Annotated in this window: 9 protein-coding genes; 4 read left to right on the top strand and 5 right to left on the bottom strand. The window is 66.6% G+C overall.

Going from position 1 to position 23,090, the window contains the following annotated elements:
• The first annotated feature begins 124 nt into the window (after positions 1-124).
• Complete coding sequence (locus ACSQ25_RS19095; RefSeq protein WP_436107243.1) at positions 125-3,001, top strand: TonB-dependent receptor domain-containing protein; 2,877 nt, start codon at positions 125-127, stop codon at positions 2,999-3,001.
• A gap of 82 nt (positions 3,002-3,083) precedes the next feature.
• On the opposite strand, the gene map is transcribed toward ACSQ25_RS19095, so the two are convergent.
• From map to glnE, 4 genes are all read right to left on the bottom strand, one after another.
• A complete protein-coding gene (gene map / locus ACSQ25_RS19090) occupies positions 3,084-3,848 on the bottom strand; it encodes a type I methionyl aminopeptidase (protein ID WP_436107242.1) in 765 nt (254 codons plus the stop codon).
• A gap of 119 nt (positions 3,849-3,967) precedes the next feature.
• On the bottom strand, positions 3,968-6,829 hold the full coding sequence (locus ACSQ25_RS19085; RefSeq protein ID WP_436107241.1) for a TonB-dependent receptor domain-containing protein: 2,862 nt from the start codon (positions 6,827-6,829) through the stop codon (positions 3,968-3,970).
• Positions 6,830-7,163: 334 nt separating this feature from the next.
• Positions 7,164-10,064 carry a TonB-dependent receptor domain-containing protein gene (locus tag ACSQ25_RS19080; RefSeq protein WP_436107240.1) on the bottom strand — a complete coding sequence of 967 codons (2,901 nt, stop codon included), beginning with the start codon at positions 10,062-10,064 and terminating at the stop codon, positions 7,164-7,166.
• A gap of 308 nt (positions 10,065-10,372) precedes the next feature.
• Positions 10,373-13,102 carry a bifunctional [glutamate--ammonia ligase]-adenylyl-L-tyrosine phosphorylase/[glutamate--ammonia-ligase] adenylyltransferase gene (gene glnE / locus ACSQ25_RS19075; RefSeq protein ID WP_436107239.1) on the bottom strand — a complete coding sequence of 910 codons (2,730 nt, stop codon included), beginning with the start codon at positions 13,100-13,102 and terminating at the stop codon, positions 10,373-10,375.
• A gap of 164 nt (positions 13,103-13,266) precedes the next feature.
• Between glnE and ACSQ25_RS19070 the strand changes: the two genes are divergently transcribed.
• The 3 genes from ACSQ25_RS19070 to tldD all read left to right on the top strand — a co-directional run bounded on the left by ACSQ25_RS19070 (position 13,267) and on the right by tldD (position 19,953).
• On the top strand, positions 13,267-17,454 hold the full coding sequence (locus ACSQ25_RS19070; protein WP_436107238.1) for a YhdP family protein: 4,188 nt from the start codon (positions 13,267-13,269) through the stop codon (positions 17,452-17,454).
• Between the two features lie 7 nt (positions 17,455-17,461).
• Positions 17,462-18,259, top strand: a complete 798-nt coding sequence (locus tag ACSQ25_RS19065; RefSeq protein WP_436107237.1) for a carbon-nitrogen hydrolase family protein — start codon at positions 17,462-17,464, stop codon at positions 18,257-18,259.
• A 233-nt stretch (positions 18,260-18,492) separates the two neighbouring features.
• Positions 18,493-19,953, top strand: a complete 1,461-nt coding sequence (gene tldD, locus ACSQ25_RS19060) for a metalloprotease TldD (protein ID WP_436107236.1) — start codon at positions 18,493-18,495, stop codon at positions 19,951-19,953.
• 61 nt (positions 19,954-20,014) lie between these two features.
• Here the strand turns inward: tldD and ACSQ25_RS19055 are convergent, their stop codons facing one another.
• Positions 20,015-22,876 carry a TonB-dependent receptor gene (locus ACSQ25_RS19055; protein WP_436107235.1) on the bottom strand — a complete coding sequence of 954 codons (2,862 nt, stop codon included), beginning with the start codon at positions 22,874-22,876 and terminating at the stop codon, positions 20,015-20,017.
• Positions 22,877-23,090 lie beyond the last annotated feature (214 nt).

Here is a 23,090-nt window from a genome sequence, read left to right as displayed (position 1 = left end):
AAGAAAAGCGTTTTCTTACTAGCAAGTTCCTGCGAGACTTAATCCCTGTATGCATCAAGTGCATATCTCGTATTGAGAAAACATAATAGAAATGTTTGGGACGGAAAACGTGAATAAACCTCTTTTGAAACACAGTGTCGTCGCAGTTGCCCTGGCAGTTGGCGTCGCACCGTTCGCCCTGGCGCAGAACTCCGCATCGGAAGCGCCTTCCACCGTCTATGTGACGGGTTCGAACCTGAAGCGCACCGACAAGGAAGGCACCCAGCCGATCCAGACCATCACCGCCAAGGAAATCCGCGAGTCCGGCGCCACCACCGTCACCGATCTGATGCGCCTGGTACCGGCAATCGGCGGCGACAACCTGATCGACACCAATGATGGCGGCTTCTCTCGTGGCGTCTCGACCGCGTCGCTGCGCGGCCTGTCGTCGACCTCGACCCTGATCCTGCTGAACGGCCGCCGCATGGCGCCGTCGGCCTACGCCGACCCGAACAACGGCAACTCGACCCTGTATGACCTGAACCAGATCCCGATCAACGCGCTCGAGCGCGTCGAGATCCTGAAGGATGGCGCATCGGCCGTGTACGGCTCCGACGCAATCGGCGGCGTCATCAACTTCATCACCAAGTCCTCGTTCCGTGGTTCGGAAATCAGCGCTCGCATGAGCACCAACGACGACGGCGAATTCACCCGCAAGGGCGTGGGCTTCTACACCGGCCTGGGCGACGTCGAGACCGACGGTTTCAACGTCTTCTTCACGGCCGACCTGTCGGACCGCGACCGCACCCAGCGCGATAAAGTGCGCGACATCAAGTTTGACGAGTACAAGCGCCTGCAGAACCGCTATGCATCGCCATACGGCAGCAACATCTCGCAAGCCCCGCTGTTCTACCGTGAAAGCAGCCCTGGCTCGCGTTCGTTCACCGCGACCCCGGCCAACGCCGCCGACCGCTTCCGCGCACCGCTGGACAACTGCCCGCAAAATCGCCGCCTGGTCGGCGACGCCTCGATGGGCTTTACCGCCTCGAGCGTCTTCTTCGGCCGCACCTTCTGTAACTTCGATACCAACCAATACCTGGAAGGCACCAGCGCCGGCAAGGACGGCAGCTTCCTGACCCGCGGCGTCCTGAAGCTCAACGACAACGTGCGCGCCTTCGCCGAAGTGGCATATGCCCGCACCGAGCGCCAGTACACCGCCTCGCCGATCGCGATCAGCACCGGCGTGACCACCAACTTCACCGCAAGCGGCGTGGCGCCGTCGTACCAGAGCATCCTGCCGATCGGCCACCCGGACAACCCGTTCACCAACGCGCGCGCCTCGTTCGCCTACCGCTTCGAGAACGCGCCGCAGGGTACCGAGACCATCAACCAGACCGGCCGCCTGCTGGCCGGCCTGTCGGGCTCGCACTTCAACTGGGATTGGGAAACCGCTTACCTGTTTAACGAAGCGCGCAAGGAAGACGGCTACAACGGTCGCCTCTACCTGCCGACCCTGAGCAAGATCAATGCAGGTTCGCGCATCGCCGATGTCGCCAACGATCCGACCCTGTTCCGCAGCACCCGCTCGGACGACCGTTCGCGCATCGCCCAGGTCGACGCCAAGGCCAGCACCCAGTTCGGCTCGCTGCCGGGCGGCGCGATCGGCATGGCAGTCGGCGCCGAGTTCCGCCGTGAAACCCTGAAGATGCGTCCGGACGCCGAACTGGCAGCCGGTAACATCTTCGGCCTGGCCAACGTCATCATCGACGGCGAACGCGACGTCAAGTCGGGCTTCGTCGAGTTCCGTACGCCGTTCCTGAAGAACTTCGAGATGGACTTCGCGGGCCGTTGGGACAAGTACGAAGGCATGAAGACCAACTTCGTGCCGAAGGTCGGCGCCAAGTGGAACGCCACCAAGACCCTGGCCTTCCGCGGTACCTATGCCGAGGGCTTCCGTGCCCCGGCGCTGTCGCAGGTGACCCCGGGCGGCGCGCAGTTCTTCCTGTCGGGCCTGTTCGATCCGAAGCGTTGCGAAGCCGACGAGAAGACCCCGAAACCAGGTGCGAGCGAAGTGGATTGCGCGAAGTCCGCATCGGGAACCGGCGGCGCCAACCCGGACCTGAAGCCGGAAACCTCGAAGTCCTACTCGTTCGGCATCCTGTTCTCGCCGACCAACAACTGGGACTTCGGCCTGGACTTCTACAAGATCCGCAAGGAAGGCGAAGTGGCCCTGGGTTCGGCCTTCGACGCGCTGCGTAACGAAGACAACAACCCTGGCCTGATCGTGCGCGACACCAATCCGGCTAACCTGCTGCGCGACGCCGCCGGTAACCCGATCCCGGGCACCGGTCCGCTGCTGGCAGTGCGCGAGCCTTGGCTCAACCAGGGCGCGACGGAAGTGCGCGGCGTCGACATCGATGTGGCCTTCCGCAAGAACCTGGGCTCGATGGGCAACTTCAGCGCCAAGCTGAGCTCGACCTACGCCCACGGCTACTACCTGGCGCAGGAAGCAGGCGATCCGGAGCACAACATCGCTGGCTTCAATGCCGGTCTGGTGGACTGGAACCTGTCGAGCGGTATCGACGTTCCGCGCTGGAAGACCAACATCTCGGCTTCGCTGAGCCGCGGTGCGCACGCGTTCAGCGCCAACATCAACTACACCGGCCCGGTTTCGCTGCGTCGCAAGTACGACAAGGACGTTACCTACGCCATGCCGTTCTGCCACTACGCGCCGGTCGTGAACAGCACGACCACCGCCAACTTCCCGAGCGCCAACGGCACGATCCCGGGTTACCTGACGGCGTTCCCGGATTGCTCGGTGAAGGAATGGGTCCGTGTCGGCGTGGGTTACACCTACACCGGTATCAAGAACCTGGCCGTGACCCTGAACGTCCAGAACCTGTTCGACGAAGCGGCACCGTACGATCCGCGTTACGGCGCGATCGGCGGCAGCGGTTACAACACCCGTCTGCACAACCCGTACGGCCGTTACTTCACCGTGTCGGCGAAGTACAGCTTCTAAGCGCTGCGCGCCTAGCAAAAACCCCGGGTTGCGGCCCGGGGTTTTTTTATGGCTGCGTGCCGCAGCACGAAGGGGAAGAAGCTCAGGCGTCCGGCCAGGGCGTCAGGATCTCGACCCCGTTCTTCGTGACCGCCACCATGTGCTCCCATTGGGCCGAGAGCGAGCCGTCCGCCGTGACCACGGTCCAGCCGTCGTCGAGCTGGTCGACGTCGGCGCCCCCCAGGTTGATCATCGGTTCCACCGTGAAGGTCATGCCTTCCTTGAGCAGCAAGCCGGTGTTCGGGCGGCCGTAGTGCAGCACCTGCGGATCTTCGTGGTAGACGCGGCCGATGCCGTGGCCGCAGTACTCGCGCACCACCGAGAAGCCGGCGCCTTCGGCCAGCTTCTGGATCGCGTGGCCGACGTCGCCCAGGCGCGCCCCCGGGCGGACCTGGCGGATGCCGGCCATCATGGCCTGGTAGGTGGTATCGACCAGCTTCTTCGCCACCGGCGCGGGCTCGCCCACGAAGTACATGCGGCTGGTGTCGCCGTGCCAGCCGTCCTTGATCACGGTGACGTCGATGTTGACGATGTCGCCTTCCTTCAGTACTTCCTTCTCGCTCGGGATGCCGTGGCAGACCACGCCGTTGACCGAGGTGCACAGGGTCTTCGGGAAGCCGTGGTAGCCGACATTGGCCGGCGTCGCCTTCTGGACCTTGCGGATGTAGTCGTGGCAGCGGCGGTCGAGTTCTTCGGTCGAGACGCCGGGCACCACGTGTTCCTTGATCATCGCCAGCACCTCGGCCGCGAGGCGGCCGGCGACGCGCATCTTCGCGATGTCCTTGTCGTTCTTGAGTTTGATTGCCATTGTGTTGTTCTGCTGTCTGCGTAGTCCGCCATGATACCCGCGCCCAATGAAAAATGCCCGCCAGGCGAACCTGGCGGGCATCGGGCTGCTTCAGGCCAGGCCCTTGCGGGCCGTGGTCATCAGAAGGCCTGGTTGTAGCGCACGTAGAAGAAGCGGTCGATCGGGTAGTCCGCATCCACGCGCGACGACGAGGCGGCGCTGGTGGTGATCAGGCGCGGCTTCTTGTCGAACAGGTTGTTGACGCCGACCATGACCTGGCCCTTCCACGCGGTCTTGTAACCGACGCTGAGGTCGGTGTAAGCCACGCCGCCGAGCTGGTTGTAGTTCTTGCCCCAGCTTGCTTCGCCGCCGATGTTCGAGCACTCGGCCGCGTTGACCTTGTAGCAGCGGTCCTTCACGCCGCCGTGGTAGCGGGTGGTGACGGTGGCGTTCCAGTTGGCCAGGCTCCAGTCCAGCGACAGGTTGGTCTTGGTACGGTTGTAGAAGTACTCGCCGACTTCATCGACCCATTCCGCACCGGCGGTCGCCTGCTCGCGCAGCTTGTCGACGTAGGCGGTGTCCGAACGGACGGTGAACTGACCGTACTTGGTGCGCGGCAGGCGATAGGCGATCGACAGGTCGAGGCCTTCGGTTTCCTGGGCGCCGATGTTGGCGTTACCACGGTTCAGCGAGGTGATCTCGCCGGTGATCGGGTCACGCTTGATCGCCGCGCAGTATGGTGCCAGGCCCTGCACGTAGCAGTACTCGGCCACGTCGGTCGCGCTGATCTCGGTGATGCGGTTGTTGATGCGCACCTTGAACCAGTCCAGGCCCAGGGTGAAGCCCGGCACGAAGGACGGGCTGTACACGAAGCCGGCGGTACGGGTGATCGCGGTTTCCGGGGTCAGGGCCGCGTTGCCGGCGCCTGCCATGAACGGATACGGGCTCTGGTCGCCGGCGGCGCTGGTGATCGGGCCGGTCTGCGCCAGCTGGCGGAAGCCCGCGCCGGCGCCTGCCGCCGCGCAGCGTGCCGCCACGGCCGGGTCGCTGGTCTGGCCGTACAGCGCGTCGCACGGATCCAGGTAGTCGTCGAAGGTCTGCTGGCCGCCGCCGAAGGTGTCGCCCACCGACGGAGCACGGAAGCCTTCAGCCCAGGTGCCGCGCACCAGCAGGTCCTTGGTCGGCTTCCACATGAAGCTGGCCTTGCTGTTGTTGGTCACGCCGAAGTTGCTGTAGTCCGAGTGGCGGGTCGCCAGGTTCAGGCTCAGCAGCTCGGCGAAACGCACGCCCTTCAGCAGCGGGACGTTCACCTCGGCGTAGGCTTCACGCACGGTGTAGCGGCCGCGGGTCGGATTGCCCGCCAGGTCGCTCGAGTAGCCCGATTGCTCGAACTGGCCCGGCACGTCGTAGCCGCGCACTTCGCGGTGCTCGAGGCCGACCGCGACGCCGACGCCGCCGGCCGGCAGGCTGAAGATCTCACCCGAGATGTCGGCGGTGGCGCTGTTGATGGTGCTGCCGTAGGTGGCCTGGCCGGTCGACATGACGTAGTCCAGCACTTCCGGGTTCGAGGCCGACGGGCCGCCGATGATGTCGAACGGACGGCATTCGGCCAGGGCGACCGGGGCGGCGGCGGTGCCGCACTGGACCACGCCGGAAGCGTTGCGGAACGACGGGCCGAGGGCGCGCTTCAGGTTCAGCAGGTTCAGGTTGCCGGTGCCGTAGGTCGAGCCGCGCAGGGCGCTGTGGTTGTAGCCGACGCTCCAGTTCCATGGCAGCGTGCGGAACTCGAAGTCGCCCGACAGGGTGGCGTCGATGTGCAGGGTGCGGTTCTGGTTCTCGGTGATGCGCGGACGTTCGATGGTGCGGCGGTAGAAGATCAGGTCCTGACCGTTGCCGGCGCCGAGCACCGAGCTGCCGTACGGATTGAAGTAGCTGTCCTTGTCGATGTAGACCGGGAAGGCCGGCTGGCTGAAGCTGTTCAGCGGGTAGCCGGCGATCTGGGCGACCGACTTGCGCTGCGAGTACATCGCGGTGGTCTGGAATTGCATGCCGTACGGCAGTTCAACGGTGCCCTTGGTGAACAGGGTGTCGAGCTTGGTCGGCATCGCGAACATCATCTGCGAAGCGCTGTTGAAGTTGTCCGCGGCACGGCCGTCGTAGTCGTGGTAGTTGGCCGGGTTGCGCGAGTCGCTGCCGGTGCCGTCGCCCAGCGGGCCGCCGGTGTGGTTCAGGACCTTGTCGAAGGTGCCGTCGAGGTCGGTGATGTTACCCCATGGGCCGACGCCGAATCCTTCGGTCGGGTATTGCGGGCCGCGCGGGAAGCCGGTGATCGGACGCTTGTTCGCCCAGACCGTGCCCTGCTCGGTGTGCGACAGGCCGAACATCAGCGAAGACTTTTCGCCGTTGGCGCCGTAGCTCAGCGAGAAGTCCTTGCTCTTGCCGTCGCCTTCCTTGTTGGCACCCATGTAGACGCTCAGGTTGCCGCCTTCCATGCGCTTCTTCAGGATGATGTTGACCACGCCTGCGATCGCGTCCGAGCCGTAGATCGACGAGGCGCCGTCCTTCAGCACTTCGATACGGTCGATCATCGAGGCCGGCACGGTCGACATGTCGGTGTAACCGTCAACCGACTGGGTCCAGCGCTTGCCGTCCACCAGCACCAGCAGGCGGTTCGAGCCGAGGTTGCGCAGGTTGATGAACTGGCCGCCGTTTTCACGGTTCGAGGTCAGCGAGCCGCCCTTGCTGAAGTCCGGCGAACCGACCGAGGACAGCTGGTTCAGCACGTCGCCGACGGTGATCAGGCCGGTCTTCTGAATCTGTTCCTGGGTCATGACCTGGATCGGCTGGGCCGTTTCCAGGTCCACCTGGCGGATACGCGAGCCGGTCACTTCGACGCGCGCAGGCGCTTGCGCCGCTTCCTGGGCAAACGCGGCGTGCATGCCGAGGGTCATGCCGCCCAGGCAGATCGCGCGGATCGACCGGGACAAGATTGTTTCCATCATGTTGCAAACTCCTTGGGTGAAAACGCGGCCATGCTGTTGTGCAGCAAAGCCACAGGGAAGGGTCCTTGGACCAACCTGAAAATAGTCAAGGTTTTAACTGAACTTACTTTCAAGTCAGCAATCAAAGCACCTGCCGTCCCGGAATGTCAATTGAATCAACCTTACACAACTACTAAGTGTTGCATAAATGTGTATTTACTTAACAATTACAATTTCACCATTGAGCGCTGGAAATGTTAATTAGAAATGAAAAAAGCCCGGCCGGCTTGCGCCGGTCGGGCTTATCACGCAATTAAATTGCGTCGTATCGATTAACCGTAGTTAGTCACTAGAATCAGAAGTTCTGGTTGTAGCGGACGTAGAAGAAACGGTCGATCGGCAGTTCCGGGTTCACCGAGCTCGACGAGTTCGGGCCACCGTAGCCGCTGTTCGAGTTGTAGTTGATGATCGGACCCTTGTTGCCGATGTTGTTCACACCAGCCAGCAGCTTCGCATTCCAAGGGAGGGCGTAGCCGACCGACAGGTCGGTGTACCACATTTCCTTGAACTTGTTGTAGCCGGTGCCCCAGGTTGCCAGGCCGGTCGGGTTCGAGCACTCGACAGCCGGGGAGGCGGTCCAGCAACGGTTCTTCTGGCTGCTGTAGAAGCGGTTGGCCAGGGTCACGTTCCAGTTGCCCAGGCTCCAGTCAAACGCGACGTTCGCTTTCCACTTGAAGATGTCGTACTCGCCAGCGTACTCGGTGAAGTTGCCCGTGTTGCTGGACTTGCTGCGCCAAGAGTCGACATAGGTGCTTTCCGAGCGGAAGCCGAACACGCCGTACTTGGTACGCGGCAGGCGGTAAGCCAGGCTCAGGTCGTAGCCTTCGGTTTCCATCGCACCCAGGTTGGCGTTGCCGCGCGACAGGTTGACGATCTGGCCGGTGATCGGATCACGCTTGATCGCGTCGCAGAAGCTGGTCACGCCGTCCACGTAGCACTGGTTGACGACGAAGGTCGCGCTGATCGCGGTGATACGGTTGTTGACGCGGATGTTGAACCAGTCCAGGCCCACGGTCAGGCCCGGCACGTAGGACGGGCTGTAGACCAGGCCGGCGGTACGGGTGACCGCGGTTTCAGGCTGCAGTGCCGAGTTGCCGGCGCCGGTCTGGAACGGGGTCGGGGTCTGGGCGCCACCGGCGGTGACCGGGGTGCCTGCCTGGTTGACCTGGCGGAAGTTGACCGGCACGCCGGCGGCGGTGCAGCGCGCCTTGGTGGCTGGGGTCGAAGCCGCATTGCCGAACTGGCTGTCGCAGGCGTCCAGGTAGCTGTCGTAGGACTGCGAACCGCCACCGAAGGTGTCGTTCAGGGTCGGAGCGCGGAAGCCCTCGGCCCAGGTGCCGCGTGCCAGCAGGTCCTTGATCGGCTTCCACATGAAGCTGGCCTTGCTGTTGGTGGTCGAACCGAAGTTCGAGTAGTCCGAATAGCGCGACGCCAGGTTCAGGTTCAGCAGCTCGGCGAACGGCATGTTCTTGAGCAGCGGAATCTGGGCTTCGAGGTAGGCTTCACGCACGGTGAAACGGCCGTAGGTCGAGTTGCCGGCCAGGCCGGTCGAGTAGCCCGACTGCTCGAACTGGCCCGGACGGTCGTAGCCGCGCACGGTGCGGTATTCGAGGCCGCCGGCGATGCCGAGAGCACCGGCCGGCAGGGTGAAGACTTCACCGGCGAGGTCGACGTTGGCGTTGCTGATGGTCGAGCCGTAGGTGGCCTGGCCGACTGCCATGACGTAGTTCAGGGCTGCCGGGGTCGAGGCCGACGGGCCGCCGACGATGTCGAACGGCACGCATTCCGCCAGCGGGATCGGGCTGGCCGCGGTACCGCACTGGACCACGCCCGAGGCGTTGCGGAACGACGGGCCGAGGGCCTTCTTCAGGTTCAGCAGGTTCAGGTCGCCGTAGCCGGTGTTCGAGCCCTCGACCTTGTTGTAGTTGTAGCTGGCCGACCAGTTCCACGGCAGGCCGCGCAGTTCGAAGTCGCCTTCCAGGGCGGCGTCGAGGTGCAGGGTGCGGTTGGTGTTGTCGGTCCGGCGCGGCACTTCGATGGTGCGGCGGGCGAAGAACAGGTCGATGCCCTTGCCGGCGCCGGCAACCTGGTTGCCGTACGGATTGAAGTAGTTGTCCTTGTCGATGTAGACCGGGAATTTCGACTGGGTGGTCGAGGTCAGCGGATAGCCGGCGATCTGGCGGGTCGAATCACGCACGGCGTACATCGCGGTGCTGGTCAGGCGCATGTCGAACGGCAGTGCGACTTCGCCCTTGGTGAAGATCGAGGTCAGCTTGTTCGGCGACAGCAGGTGCATCTGCTGGGTCGAGTTGAAGACGTCCGGATCGGCGCCGCCATAGGTGTGGTAGCTCGCTGGATTGCGCGAATCCGCGCCGGCGCCCACGCCGTCGTAGGTGCCGGTGTGGTTGATGATGCGGTTGAAGCCGCCGGCCGATGCGGTGGTGTTCGAGCCGCCCGATGCGTTCACCGGGGTGATGCGGCCCCATGGCGAAGTGCCCAGGCCGGCATTGTGGTGGTACGGGCCGAAGGTGAAGGCGGTCTTGTTGCGGTCCTTGGCCCAGACTTCGCCCTGGGTGGTGTGGGTCAGGCCGAACAGCAGGCTGGCTTTTTCGTCGCCGGCGCCGTAGCTGACCGAGAAGTCCTTGTTCTTGCCGTCGCCCTGTTCGTTGGCGCCCTGGTAGATGCTGGCGGTGCCGCCTTGCATGGTCTTCTTCAGGATGATGTTGACCACGCCGGCGATCGCGTCCGAGCCGTAGATCGAGGAGGCGCCATCCTTCAGCACTTCGATGCGCTCGATCAGTGCCGACGGGACGGTCGACATGTCGGTGTAGCCGGCCACCGAAGCGGTCCAGCGCTTGCCGTTGACCAGCACCAGCAGGCGCTGCGAACCCAGGTTGCGCATGTTGATGTACTGGCCGCCCTGTTCGCGGTTCGAGGTCAGGACCGAGCCGCGGCTGAAAGCAGGGGTACCAACCGAGGACAGCTGGTTGACGATGTCGCCGACGGTCACCAGACCGCTCTTCTGAATCTGTTCCTGGTTCACGACCTGGACAGGCTGCGCGGTTTCCAGGTCAACCGCGCGAATGCGCGAGCCGGTGATCTCGACGCGTTGCGGGGCCTCTTGAGCCTGCGCCACGGAAATCATCGACTGCAGGGCGATAGCGACGGCCATCGCGATCTTGGTTGGTTGTTGCATGTGTTCTCCATCAAGCGCCCGAAGCGGGCGTTTCTACGTTTTTAAAAGGTTGCAACCTGTGCGGCCCGGCACACCACGGGTAGCGGCAATGCTGAAGTGCATACACAGCTGTATAAGATCACTGCGTTCTTGATTGGTGTCAATATGTGTGCAGGGTAAAACTATCTAGAAAACAACAGTTGTTGGATTTAAATCTCTGACCCGAAAGTCAATAAACATGCAGGGCACGAACGGGGTGCAAAGTGGAGGGGAAATGCCTGGGAGGGGTGCGGATGCACCATCGTGGTGCATCCGTGGAGAGCGGTGGATTAACTGCCGAAACAGGCGTCCCACAAGCGTCGGACCTGGGCCGGATGCTGGCCCAGCACCTGGGGATCGACGCGGGCCTTTTCCTGGCCCTGCAGGCGCACCTGGTGCTGCAGGCGGCGCATTACGCGGTAGGCGTCGGCTACCGCTGCCGCCAGGGCGGCATCGATCAGGCCGAGCTCGCCGGACAGCTTCAGCAGCGCGATATTGCCGGCATTTGCCGTCAATTGCGGATAATTCGCCGCGTGGCGCAGTACCAGGTACTGGACGATGAACTCGATGTCGATCATCCCGCCCTCGTCCTGCTTGAGGTCGAACAGCTCGGTCGGGTTGACATTGGCGTCGCGCATGCGCTTGCGCATGGCGCGGACTTCGTCCTTCAGCTGCTGGTCCTGGGCGCTCCGGTCCTTGCGCAGCACGGTGTCGCGGATCTGCTCGAAGCGCGCGCCGATGGCGGCGTCGCCGGCGCAGAAACGGGCCCGGGTCAGGGCCTGGTGTTCCCAGATCCAGGCCGAGCTGTCCTGGTAGCGCTCGAAGGCGGCCACCGAGGACACCAGCATGCCGCTGGCGCCGTCCGGGCGCAGCGCGATGTCGATGTCGAACAGGATCCCGGCCGCCGTGTGGGCGGTGTTCCAGGTGATGAAGCGCTGCGCCAGCTTGGCATAGTTGGACGGCGCCATCTCGTCCTCGTCGTCGAACAGGAAGATCACGTCGAGGTCGGACACGTAGCCGAGCTCCTTGCCGCCCAGCTTGCCGTAGGCGATGACGGCGAAGCGCGGTTCTTCGCGGTGGCGGCTGGCGACCGCGCGCCAGGCGTGGCGGACGGTGGCGCCGACGATGGTGTCGGCCAGCAGCGACAGGTGATCGGCCAGGCGTTCGACCGAGAGCTCGCCGGCCAGGTCCAGGGCCAGCAGCCGGAACAGCTGGGCATGGTGGGCTTCGCGCAGGATGTCGAGCTGGCGCTCGGTGTCGCCGGCCGCCGCGAGCAGCTGCCCGTCCAGCTCCGCGGCCAGCTGGTTCATGTCGCCGGCACCCTCGTTGCGGTCGTCCAGCAGCTCGTCGAGCAGGATCGGGTGCTGGGTCAGGAAGGTGGCGGCCCAGCCGCTGGCATTGATCATCCGGATCACGCGCTCGAGGGTGTGCGGGTATTCCGTCAGCAGCGACAGGTAGGCCGAGCGGCGCGCGATCGCTTCGAAGAAGTCTAGCAGGCGGCCGAGCGTGGCCGCATGGCTGCCGACGCCGGCCTCGCGCACCACGGTGGCGATCTGGCCAAGGGCGGCGTCGCCCAGCGCCAGCAGGCGGCTGCGGCTGGCCTCGGGCAGGCTGGACAGGCGCGGGCCCTGCAGGGTGGCGACCAGGCGCGCGGCCGCGCCGGCCGGGTCGTCGTAGCCGAGCTCGGCCAGGCGGGCGGCGATCCCCTCGCGGTTTTCCGGGTCGTCGGCCAGGGTGGCGACTTCGGGGGCGGCAGCCTCTGCCTTGTCCGCGAAGATGGCGTCGAACTGGGCCGCCACGAAGGCGCGCTGTTCTTCGAGACGGGCGAGCAGGGCGGGAACGTCGGGCAGGCCCATCATGCGCGCCACCGTCAGGCGGTCGTCCTCGCTGGCCGGCAGGGTATGGGTCTGGGCGTCGTCCAGGTATTGCAGGCGGTGTTCGAGGTTGCGCAGGAAGGTATAGGCGTCGAGCAGGCGCGCCACCGTGTCCTGGGGCAGCAGTTCGCGTTCGGCCAGCAGGCGCAGGGTGGCCCGGGTCGAGCGTTCGCGCAGCGCCGGGTCGCGTCCGCCGCGGATCAGCTGGAACACCTGGGCCAGGAACTCGATCTCGCGGATCCCGCCGCGTCCCAGCTTGACGTTGTGGCTGCGTTCGGGATGCAGGCGTTCCTGGCGCTTCACCTCGGCGCGAATCTGGGCATGCATGTTGCGGATCGCATCGATCACGCCGAAGTCGAGGTAGCGCCGGAACACGAAGGGGCGCACGATCGCATCCAGCGCCGCAACGTCCTCCGGGTCGCCGGTGACCGCGCGCGCCTTGACCCAGGCATAACGCTCCCATTCCCGGCCCTGCACAATGAGGTATTCCTCGACCATCGCCAGGCTGGCCGCGAGCGGCCCGGAATTCCCGTTGGGACGCAGCGCCATGTCGACGCGGAAAGTAAAGCCGTCCTCGATGACTTCCGACAGGGCGGCGTTCAGGCGCCGGCCGAGGCGCACGAAGAACTCGTGGTTGGACAGCTGGCGCTGGCCGGGGCCGGCGGCGGTGTCGCCGTCCTCGGGGTAGACGAAGATCAGGTCGATGTCGGACGAGACGTTCAGTTCGCCGCCGCCGCCCTTGCCCATGGAGAGCACGATCAGCTGCTGCGGCCGCCCCGATTCTTCGCCGGTGGGCATGCCGTGGGCGGCCACCATCTCCGCCGTGAGGGCGCCGGCATGGGTCTGGATGGCGAAGTCGGCGAAACGGGTCATGGCCGTGACCACCTCGTCCAGGCCGGCCCGGCCTTGCAGGTCGCGCCGGATGATGGCGCAGACGAGCAGGTTGCGCAGGCGCCGCATGGCGCGCGGCAGGGGCAGACCGGCCTCCAGTTCGCGCGTCAAAAAGGCGCCCAGATCGAGGCTGGACAGCGATAATTCGCATACCTCGTCGAGCAGGGCGGCGCGGGCGGCATCGGCGCCGAGCCAGCGCTGCAGGAAACGGGAATGGTCGGCCGGCGAACCGGAAGCGGAAGCAGCTGCAATCATGATCGTGATCCGGTAGTGGTTTTGCCGTCCGGCAGGCGTTCGTGCGGTAGAATTGCCCGCCGTGCACCCTGGGGTCAGCACGATGGTAAGGTAGACGCCGCGACTGTTGCAAGCGATCTGTTATTAGAGAATCAAATTTACGGCGAGCCTTTTTGAGTACCTTGATGGACAACCAGGACCCGCAGGCGGCGGCAGCGCACCTGCCCTTGGCCGTTCGCTGGCATCGCCTGCGTGCGTGCTATCGCTATGCGAACCTGGCCTCGCACCATTTCCTCGGCTTCGCCATCAAGCTGGTGCTGCTGCTGTATTTCGCGCTGGCCCTGCTGTTCCTGGCCCTGCGCTACGCCATCCTGCCCAACATCGACCTCTATAAAGGCGACATCGAAGCGGCCGCCGGGCGCGCGCTCGGCAACCGGGTCACGATCACGCGCCTGGAAGCGGGCTGGCAGGGCATCCATCCGGTATTGACGCTGGGCGACGTGCGCCTGATCGACCGCGGCGGGCGCCAGGTGCTGGCCTTGCCCTCGGTCTCGGCGGCCCTGTCCTGGTGGAGTCTGGCCGCGCTGGAGCCGCGCCTGCATGCGCTCGAAGTGCGCGGCCCGCAGCTGGACGTGCGGCGCGGCCGCGACGGCGTGCTCACGGTAGCCGGGGTGCGCCTCGATCCGAATAAAAAGGATGACGGCCGCGGCGCCGACTGGCTGCTGCGCCAGCGCGAGATCGTGATCCGCGGCGGCCGGGTCGACTGGACCGACGAGCTGCGCGGCAGGCCGACCCTGGTCCTCACCGACGTCACCATGGCGCTGCTGAACCGCTTCGGCGGCGGGCACCGCTTCGCGCTGCGCGCCACCCCGCCGCGCGCGCTCGCCCGCCCGCTCGACGTGCGCGCCCGCTTCCGCCACCGCTTCGGCGCCCGTCCTTCGGACTTCAGCCGCTGGAAGGGCGAGCTGTACGCCGACCTGCGCGATGCCGACCTGGTGGCCTGGAAACAGCACGTGGACTTGCCCTTCCAGATGGCGAGCGGACGCGGTTCGGTGCGCGCCTGGCTCAACGTCGACCAGGCCCGGGTGGCCAGCTTCACCGCCGACCTGGCCCTGGCCGACGTCAATGCGCGCCTCGGCACCAGCCTGGCGCCGCTCGAGCTGGCGCTGGTCCGGGGACGCCTGGCCGCGGCCGAGGAAATGCTGCCGGGGAAGGACGAAGGCAAGCCGACCTTCGGCGCCCACGGCCACACCGTCAGCCTGACCGATTTCTCGGTAACCACCCGCGACGGCCGCGCGCTGCCGCCGGCCACGCTCGAACAGCGCTGGCGCCCGGCGCGCGGGGGCAAGCCCGAACAGGGCGAGCTGAGCGCGCGCCAGCTCGACGTCGGCGCGCTGGCGGCGCTGGCCGGCTACCTGCCGCTGCCGCCGCAGCAGCGCCAGATGCTGCTCGATTACGCCCCGCGCGGCCGCCTGCTCGACGTCGCGGCCGAATGGGAAGGGCGCTATCCGGCGCTGCGCAGTTTCAGGCTGCGCGGCGACGTGGCGGGCCTGGCCATCAATCCCCAGCCGGCGCGGCCGGCCCAGGCGGCCCGCAACGGCCAGCCGGCGCTTCCAAGCCGTCCGGCCACGCCCGGCTTCCAGAACCTGAGCGGCAGTATCGACGCCAACCAGAACGGCGGCAGCGTGACGGTCGACTCGAGCGCGCTGGTGCTGCACATGCCGGCCTGGTTCGCCGAACCGGCGCTGCCGCTCGACCGCCTCGACCTGAAGGCGCGCTGGAACCTCGATCCGGGCAAGCAGCTGCTGGTCGAGGTGGAGCGCCTGGCCTTCGCGCAGGGCGCCCTGAACGGCTCGCTGTCGGGACGCCACACCCTGCCGCTGCTGCCCGGAGGGGGCAGGGCGGGCCCGGGCACGGCCGACTTCAGCGGCACGCTGGACGGCTTCGAGATCGCTTCGGTGGGACGCTTCCTGCCGCTGGCCACGCCCGAAAACCTGGCCCACTGGCTGAGCGCCGCGCTGCAGGGCGGCACCCTGCGCGATGCGCGCCTGCGCCTGCGCGGCGACCTGGCCGGCTTCCCCTTCCGCGCCACCACGATGCTGGAACGGGCGCGCGGCGAATTCAAGGTCGCCGGGCGTCTCGACAAGGCGCGCCTCGAATATGCGCCGGGCCACCGGCACGAGGACGGCACGCCGCTGTGGCCGCTCGCCGAGAGCATCGACGGCCGCATCGAATTCGACCGGGCGCGCATGGAAATCCGCGGCGACAGCCTGCGCACCATGGGGGTCGCGCTGTCGAACGTGAAGGCGGTCATTCCCGACCTGGGTGCGCGCGAGCAGATGCTGCTCGAGATCGACGGCAACGCGGCCGCCCCGCTGCAGGAATTCCTGCGCTACGTGGCGGCCAGCCCGGTGCCGGGATGGATCGGCCACTTCCTCGACGACACCCGGGGCGGCGGCAATGCGCGCCTGGGACTGAAGCTGCGCATGCCGCTGGCCCACCTGGCCGACACCAAGGTGCAGGGCGGACTGCAATTGCTGGGCAACGATGTCAGCCTGTTCCCGGAACTGCCGGTGCTGCAGGCCGCGGAGGGACGGGTCGACTTCTGGGAGCGCGGCGTCGCCCTGAACGGCATCGGCGCCAGCTTCCTCGGCGGGCCGCTGGCCCTGTCCGGTGGCACCCAGCGCGACGGCAGCATCGCCATCCGCCTGAACGGCAGCCTGTCGGCCGAGGGCATGCGCCGCACCGCGCCGGCCCCGGCGCTGGGGCGCCTGGCGCAGCGCCTGTCGGGCAGCACGCCGTACACCGGCAGCGTGGTGGTGCGCGAAGGCCGGCGCAGCGTGACGCTCGAATCGAACCTGGCGGGCCTGGGCCTGGAGCTGCCGGCGCCGCTCAACAAGCCGGAGGCGGACAGCCTGCCGCTGCGCTTCGTGCTGGCGGGCGAGCCGGCCGTGGGCGGCCTGGCGCGCGACGAGATCCGGATGACGCTGGGCGAGGGCGTGGCGGCGCGCTACCTGCGCGAAAAGAACGGACGCATGCCCTGGACCGTGCTGCGCGGCGGGATCGGCGTCAACGTGCCGGCGCCGGAACCGGACGGCGGCATGATGATCCACGTGGACATGAAGTCCCTGAATGCGGACGGCTGGATCGCGGCCGGCAAGGCGATCGCGGGCGAGGGCGGCGACGCCGCCGCTGCGGCTGCCGGCGGCGGCGACTTCACCCAGTACGTGCTGCCGACGGTGATCGCCGGACGCGTGGGCGAACTGACCATCGGCGAGCGCCGCATGGCCGACGTGGTGATGGGGGCGACCCACCTGCGCGACACCTGGCAGGCCAACCTGCATTCGCGCCATGCCAGCGGCTACGTGACCTGGGCCGAAACCGGCAGCGGGGGCGGGCTGGGCAAGGTCACGGCGCGCCTGGCCTCGCTGGTGATCCCGGAGTCGGGCGAGGCCGAGGTTAAGCACCTGCTGGAATCGAACCGCGGCGCCAGCGCCACCATCCCCTCGCTCGACATCGTGGCTGAACAGTTCCAGCTGGCCGACAAACGCCTCGGCCGCCTCGAACTGCAGGCCAGCAACGTCCAGGCCCTGGCCGGGCGCGAGTGGCGCATCAACCGGCTCAGCATCGACAATCCGGACGGCCAGCTGAAGGCCAACGGGCGCTGGCTGACCAAGGACGGGCGCAGCAATACCAGCCTGAACTTCATCCTCGACATCATTGATGCCGGCAAGCTGCTCGACCGCCTCGGCTTCCCCGAGACCCTGCGCCGCGGCAAGGGCAAGATGTCGGGCGACATCTCGTGGAGCGGCTTGCCCTATGACCTCGACATCCCCAGCCTGTCGGGCCAGATCGAGATGAACGTGGAATCGGGCCAGTTCCTGAAGCAGGATCCGGGCGCGGCCAAGCTGCTCGGCGTGCTCAGCCTGCAGGCACTGCCGCGCCTGCTCAAGCTCGACTTCCACGACGTGTTCTCGGAAGGCCTGGCCTTCGACGGCATCAGCGCCAATGCCCTGATCCAGCGCGGCGTGCTGCGCACCGACAACCTCAAGATGCACGGGGTGGCCGCCACCATCCTGATGGACGGCAGCGCCGACATCGCCCACGAGACGACCAACCTGCGGGTGGTCGTGATCCCGGAATTCAACCTCGGCACCGGACCGCTGGTGTACGGTCTGGCGGTCAACCCGATCGTCGGCATCGGCAGCTACCTGGCGCAGCTGTTCCTGCGCGCGCCGGTGATGAAGGCGCTGACCTACCAGATGCGCATTTCCGGGCCGTGGAAATCCCCGATCATCACCAAGATCGACAATCCGCCGCCGGCCCCGGCGCCAGCCCCGTCCGGCGTGCGGCCCAATCCAAAGAAGGAGTGACATCGACATGACGACCGTAGCCGCAGTGCAGATGGTGTCCACCCCGCGGGTGGAAGACAACCTGGCGACCGTGCGCCGGCTGGTGGCGCAGGCGGCGCGCGAAGGTGCGCAGCTGGTGGCGCTGCCGGAATACTGGCCGATCATGGGCATGAGCGACAGCGACAAGGTGGCCCAGGCCGAACAGGAAGGCGCCGGCCCGATCCAGGACTGCATGGCGACGCTGGCGCGCGAGCACGGCATCTGGCTGGTGGGCGGCACCCTGCCGCTGGTCTCGCGGGAAGACGGCAAGGTGATGAACACCACGCTGGTGTACGACCCGCAGGGCAAGCTGGTCGGCCGCTACGACAAGATCCACCTGTTCGGCTTCAACAAGGGCAGCGAATCCTACGACGAGGCGCGCACCATCGTGCCGGGCGAAGCCGTGGGCAGCTTCGAGGCGCCGTTCGGACGCGTCGGCCTGTCGGTGTGCTACGACCTGCGCTTCCCGGAACTGTTCCGGGCGATGGGCGAATGCGCGCTGATCATCGTGCCGGCCGCCTTCACCCACACCACCGGCCTGGCGCACTGGGAAGTGCTGCTGCGCGCGCGCGCGATCGAAAACCAGTGCTACGTGCTGGCCTCGGCCCAGGGCGGCCTGCACGCGAACGGCCGCCGCACCTTCGGGCACAGCATGCTGGTCGATCCCTGGGGCGAAGTAAAGGCGGTGCTGCGCGAAGGCGAGGGCGTCATCAGCGGCACGCTCGACGAGGCCTTCCTGGCCAGCGTGCGCGAGAGTTTGCCGGCGCTGAAGCACCGCAAGCTGTAAGGCTGTGTAATAGGGCAGCAATCGGGGTCAGCAGTAATCGGGGCAGCGTCGAATTATTTGCCGAGAACCTGCGGTCTACTGGTGAAGGTCCTTGTTTCATGACTCCGCGCAATTCCTCTCGGGATCGTGCTCAATGTCGACGCTGACCCTTATTCTTTCGCTGCGGCTCCTGTCCGATACGAAGCGACCGCTTATGGCACAATGCATTCTCCAATCGAACGACCGAACGCAAAATGAAACCATTCGAACCGAACCTTTCCTCCCTGGCTGTCGCACGCGACGTGCTGCTGACGCCATTCGGCCTCGACGAGGGCAAGCTGCTGAATGCGCTGGGCTCGATGTTCACGCACAAGGTCGACTACGCCGACCTGTATTTCCAGTTCACCAAGAGCGAGGGCTGGAGCCTGGAAGAAGGCATCGTCAAGACCGGCAGCTTCTCGATCGACCAGGGCGTCGGCGTGCGCGCCGTGTCGGGCGACCGGACGGCCTTTTCGTATTCCGATGACATTTCCGAAGCGGCGCTGCTGGATGCGGCGGCCGCCACCCGCACCATCGCCCGCGCCGGCAGCGGCAAGGTGAAGATCGCCAGCGCGGCGCGCCCGACCGGCGGCCGCTCGCTCTACCTGCCGCACGATCCGCTCGCTTCGCTGGACGCGACCGCCAAAGTAAAACTGCTGGAGCGCGTGGAGAAGATGGCACGCGCCAAGGATCCGCGCGTGGTCCAGGTGATGGCCGGCCTGGCAGGCGAGTACGACGTGGTGCTGGTAGTGCGCAGCGACGGCGTGCTGGCGGCCGACATCCGTCCGCTGGTGCGCGTGTCGGTCACCGTCATCGCCGAGCAGAACGGCCGCCGCGAAGTCGGTTCCTCCGGCGGCGGCGGGCGCTACGACTACGGCTACTTCAGCGACGAGCTGCTCGACAAGTACGCGAGCGAAGCGGTGAAGTCGGCCTGCGTCAATCTGGAAGCGCGTCCGGCCCCGGCCGGCCCGATGACCATCGTGCTCGGCCCGGGCTGGCCCGGCGTGCTGCTGCACGAGGCGGTGGGCCATGGCCTGGAAGGCGACTTCAACCGCAAGGGCTCCTCGGCCTACGCCGGCCGCATCGGCGAACGCGTCGCAGCCAAGGGCGTCACCGTGGTGGACGACGGCACCCTGCAGGACCGTCGTGGCTCGCTCAACATGGACGACGAAGGCAACCCGACCCAGTGCACGACCCTGATCGAGGACGGCATCCTGAAGGGCTATATTCAGGACACCATGAACGCGCGCCTGATGAAGATGCCGGTCACCGGCAATGCGCGCCGCGAATCCTTCGCCCACCTGCCGATGCCGCGCATGACGAACACCTACATGCTGGCGGGCGACAAGGATCCGGAAGAAATCCTGGCTTCGGTGAAGAACGGCTTGTACGCGGTCAATTTCGGCGGCGGCCAGGTCGACATCACCAACGGCAAGTTCGTGTTCTCGGCCAGCGAAGCCTACATGATCGAGAACGGCAAGATCAGCTATCCGGTGAAGGGCGCGACCCTGATCGGCAACGGCCCGGAAGTGATGAACAATATCTCGATGATCGGCAAGGACATGCGCCTGGATTCGGGCGTCGGTGTATGCGGCAAGGAAGGCCAGAGCGTGCCGGTCGGCGTCGGCCAGCCGACCCTGCGCATCGAGGGCGTCACCGTCGGCGGTACCGCCTGACGCGGCATCCGCCTGTCGACGAGAGCCGGCCCGCGAGGCCGGCTTTTTTTCGTCGCGGCGTTCAGAAGGTGTAGCGGGCCCCCAGCGTGAAGAAGCGGCCGACCGCACCGCTGAAGTCGAGCGGGTTGTACGACACCGCGCCGTAGGTCAGCGGATCCAGCGGCGGCAGCTTGTCGAACAGGTTCTGGATCGAGCCGAACACTTCCCAGCGTGGCTCCGGCTTCCAGCGGAACACCAGGTCGACGGTGGTGAACGAGGCCAGTTCGCAGTCGGTCGGGGCATCGTTGCCGTTGGCAAAGTGGGTCGCGCAGCCGTCCGGGTCGTCCTTGAACAGGGTGTTGTCGATCCGGCCCCGGTAGTTCAGGTTGGCCGACACCCGGAAATTGCTGCGTTCCCAGGTGGCGCGCAGGTTGGCGCGGTTGTCCGGCGTACCGACGCAATTGGTCACGTCGCAGTTGCCGTGGGTGCCGGCGAAGTCGCGTGATGTGCCGTCCTGCTCGGTGCGCAGCCACTTGACCAGGTGGGTCCACTTGGCGTCGAACACCAGGTTGCCGAGATTGTTCGGCAGCGGCAGGCTGTGGCGCGCGTCGAGGTCGAGGCCGCGTACCTTGGTCTGGGCCGAGTTGACGTAACTGGCCAGCACCGCCGTGATGGCGCCGGGGTCGCCCGGAATGCCTGCCTGGGCCGTGCTGGGGTCGCGCGACACGCGCCCGGCGAGGATGGCGGCATCGATCTGTTCCTGGTTGATCTCGTTCTTGCGCTTGATCTCCCAGAAGTCGAGCGAGAGGCTGGTGCGCGGCAGCGGATCCCAGATCACGCCCACGTTCCAGCTCTTCGAACGCTCGGGGGAGAGGGCCGGGTTGGGCGAGGTGATCAGCGCGATGCTGGCCGGGTTGCAGGCCGCCGCCACGCCCAGGGCGCAGCGCACCGGGTCCTCGGCGGTGGAGAAGGCCGCCAGGCCGCCGACCCCGTTCTCTGCCGGGCTCGGCGCGCGGAAGCCGCGTGCCCAGGTCGCGCGCAGGGCGAAGCTGCGCAGCGGCGTCCATTTGACGCCGACCTTGGGCGTCCAGGCGTCGCCGACATCGGTGAAGTGGTCGTAGCGCATGGCGCCGGTCAGCTCGACGCCGGGCCACACCGGCGCCAGCACTTCGCCGTACAGGGCGCTCACGTTGCGCTGGCCGTCATAGGCGGAATAGCCGAGGCCGATGATGTTGCCCCGTTCGGTGCCGGAGGTCGGCTCCAGCTCGGCCGACTCGTGGCGGAACTCGGCGCCGACCGCCACCCCGAGCGCACCGCCCGGCAGCTTGCCGAACTCGCGCGAGGCCTTGACGTCGACCTGGGCTACTTCGGTGTGGGCGTCGTTGGCGATCTGCGGCGACAGCGCGGCATACACGGCCGGCGAATTCAGGCCGGCGTTCTCGCCGATGCGCCACAGGGTGCCGACCGGCAGCGCGCGGTAGCCGGGGTTGTTGAGGATGGCGGCCGCGACGTTCGCCGGGGTGGGATTGAGCAGGGCGAAGGTGGCGTCGCGCTGCAGGTAGCCGGTGCGCTGGTTGGTGACCTTGTTGCGCGAGTAGAGCAGCGAGCTGTCCCAGTCCCAGCCGGCGGTGCTGCCGCGCGCGCCGACCAGCGCACGGACGAAGTTCGAATCGATGTTCGAGACGCGCGGGCCGACGTCGGCCGCCAGGTAGCGCAGGCGCGCCTCGCGCCCGAAATACGGGTTGTCGGGGTGCGTCGGCCCGAAGGCGGCCCCGGCGCCGCTGACCGGGCCGCCCGGATAACCCTGGTTGGCGCTGATGGTCGATGGCGTGGTGCCCGACTGGCTCTCGCTGTGGTAGAGGTTGAGTTCGGTGTAGGCTTCGATGTCGTTGTCGAGCTTGAAGGTGCCGCGCCCGAACACGGTCACGTATTCCTGGTCGGGCTGCACCTGGCTGTACAGGTGGGGGGCGTCGATCAGGCAGCCGCCGCCCGGGTCGCCCTGAGGATGGTTGGTGAAGTTGCCGCAGGCCGCGGCCGGGAAGAAGCGGGTGAAGCCGACGCCGGCCGGATTGCCGCGGTTGTAGTAGTCGAGCGTGTCGGGGTTGCGCACGTTGCCGTTGATGGCGCTGCCGGACGCATTGTTGCCGGTGATGGCGCCGGTGCCGCCCAGCGCTTCCTGGGCCGAGAAGCCCCAGGGCCGCAGGTCGCCCTTGCCGACCCAGTCGCGGTTGCCGCGTTCGCGGTTCCAGATTTCGTCGGTGCTCTTGTATTCGAAGTTGAGCAGGACGTTGTAGCGGTCGGTGTCGAGGTCGCCCTTGCCCCAGGTGGCGGCGAGGTTGGCGTGCTGGCCGTCGCCCGCGGTGGCGGTGCCGGCCATGGCGCGCACGGTGGTGCCCTGGAAGTCGCGCCGCAGGATGATGTTGACCACACCGGCAATCGCGTCGGAACCGTAGATGGCCGAGGCGCCGTCCTTCAGGATCTCGACCCGCTCGACGGCGTCGGTGGGGATGACGTTGAGGTCGGAGAAGACCTTCTGGCCGTCGTCGGCCAGGCCGTAGGGCGCCATGCGGCGGCCGTTCAGCAGCACCAGGGTCGAGGCGGTGCCGAGGCCGCGCAGCGAGATGCCGGAGGCGCCCGAAGCGAAGCCGCCGCCGAAGGTGGTCGGCACCGACCCCGAATTGTCGACGGCCAGGGTCTGCAGCAGTTCGGCGACCGTGGTCTTGCCCGAGCGCTCGATGTCGGCCCGGTTCACGGTCTGCACCGACGAGGCGGTTTCGGCCTGGGCGCGGCGGATGTTCGAACCGGTGATTTCGACGCGGGCGACAGGCTTGGGCGCGGCCTCCTGCGCCAGCAGTTCGGGGGGCGCCGCCAACAGCGCCAGGCCGACGGCGCCGCCGCCGGCGAAGATGCGCCGCAGGGCGCGCGAGAGCAGGGTTTCAGTCATGTCCGGACTCCAGTGGTTGGGGTTCTTCCCGCAGCCTCCGCGCTTGATTGCAACCAAGTGACCAAAAGACTTTTCTTGTGAGAACACAAGAAGGGCGCGGAATCGTCGGGGGCTTGAAGCGACTTTCGCAGCGCTGGATGAACGGCGACTGATCCCGCTCAAGGTGCGCCAAAAGGCAGGGAACAGTTGTGGGGTTCCCGCAACCGCTTGCCAA

This window comes from Massilia sp. LjRoot122 (genome assembly GCF_964252725.1).
Classification (GTDB): domain Bacteria; phylum Pseudomonadota; class Gammaproteobacteria; order Burkholderiales; family Burkholderiaceae_D; genus Telluria.
The sequence above is the reverse complement of the archived record's forward strand: the minus strand, read 5'-3'. Positions and strand labels throughout refer to the sequence as shown.

Excerpts from the sequence above, each read along its gene's own strand:
- map (WP_436107242.1), bottom strand. The coding sequence starts at position 3,848 with ATGGCAATCAAACTCAAGAACGACAAGGACATCGCGAAGATGCGCGTC.
- ACSQ25_RS19085 (WP_436107241.1), bottom strand. The coding sequence starts at position 6,829 with ATGATGGAAACAATCTTGTCCCGGTCGATCCGCGCGATCTGCCTGGGC.
- ACSQ25_RS19080 (WP_436107240.1), bottom strand. The coding sequence starts at position 10,064 with ATGCAACAACCAACCAAGATCGCGATGGCCGTCGCTATCGCCCTGCAG.
- glnE (WP_436107239.1), bottom strand. The coding sequence starts at position 13,102 with ATGATTGCAGCTGCTTCCGCTTCCGGTTCGCCGGCCGACCATTCCCGT.
- ACSQ25_RS19070 (WP_436107238.1), top strand. The coding sequence starts at position 13,267 with ATGGACAACCAGGACCCGCAGGCGGCGGCAGCGCACCTGCCCTTGGCC.
- ACSQ25_RS19065 (WP_436107237.1), top strand. The coding sequence starts at position 17,462 with ATGACGACCGTAGCCGCAGTGCAGATGGTGTCCACCCCGCGGGTGGAA.
- tldD (WP_436107236.1), top strand. The coding sequence starts at position 18,493 with ATGAAACCATTCGAACCGAACCTTTCCTCCCTGGCTGTCGCACGCGAC.
- ACSQ25_RS19055 (WP_436107235.1), bottom strand. The coding sequence starts at position 22,876 with ATGACTGAAACCCTGCTCTCGCGCGCCCTGCGGCGCATCTTCGCCGGC.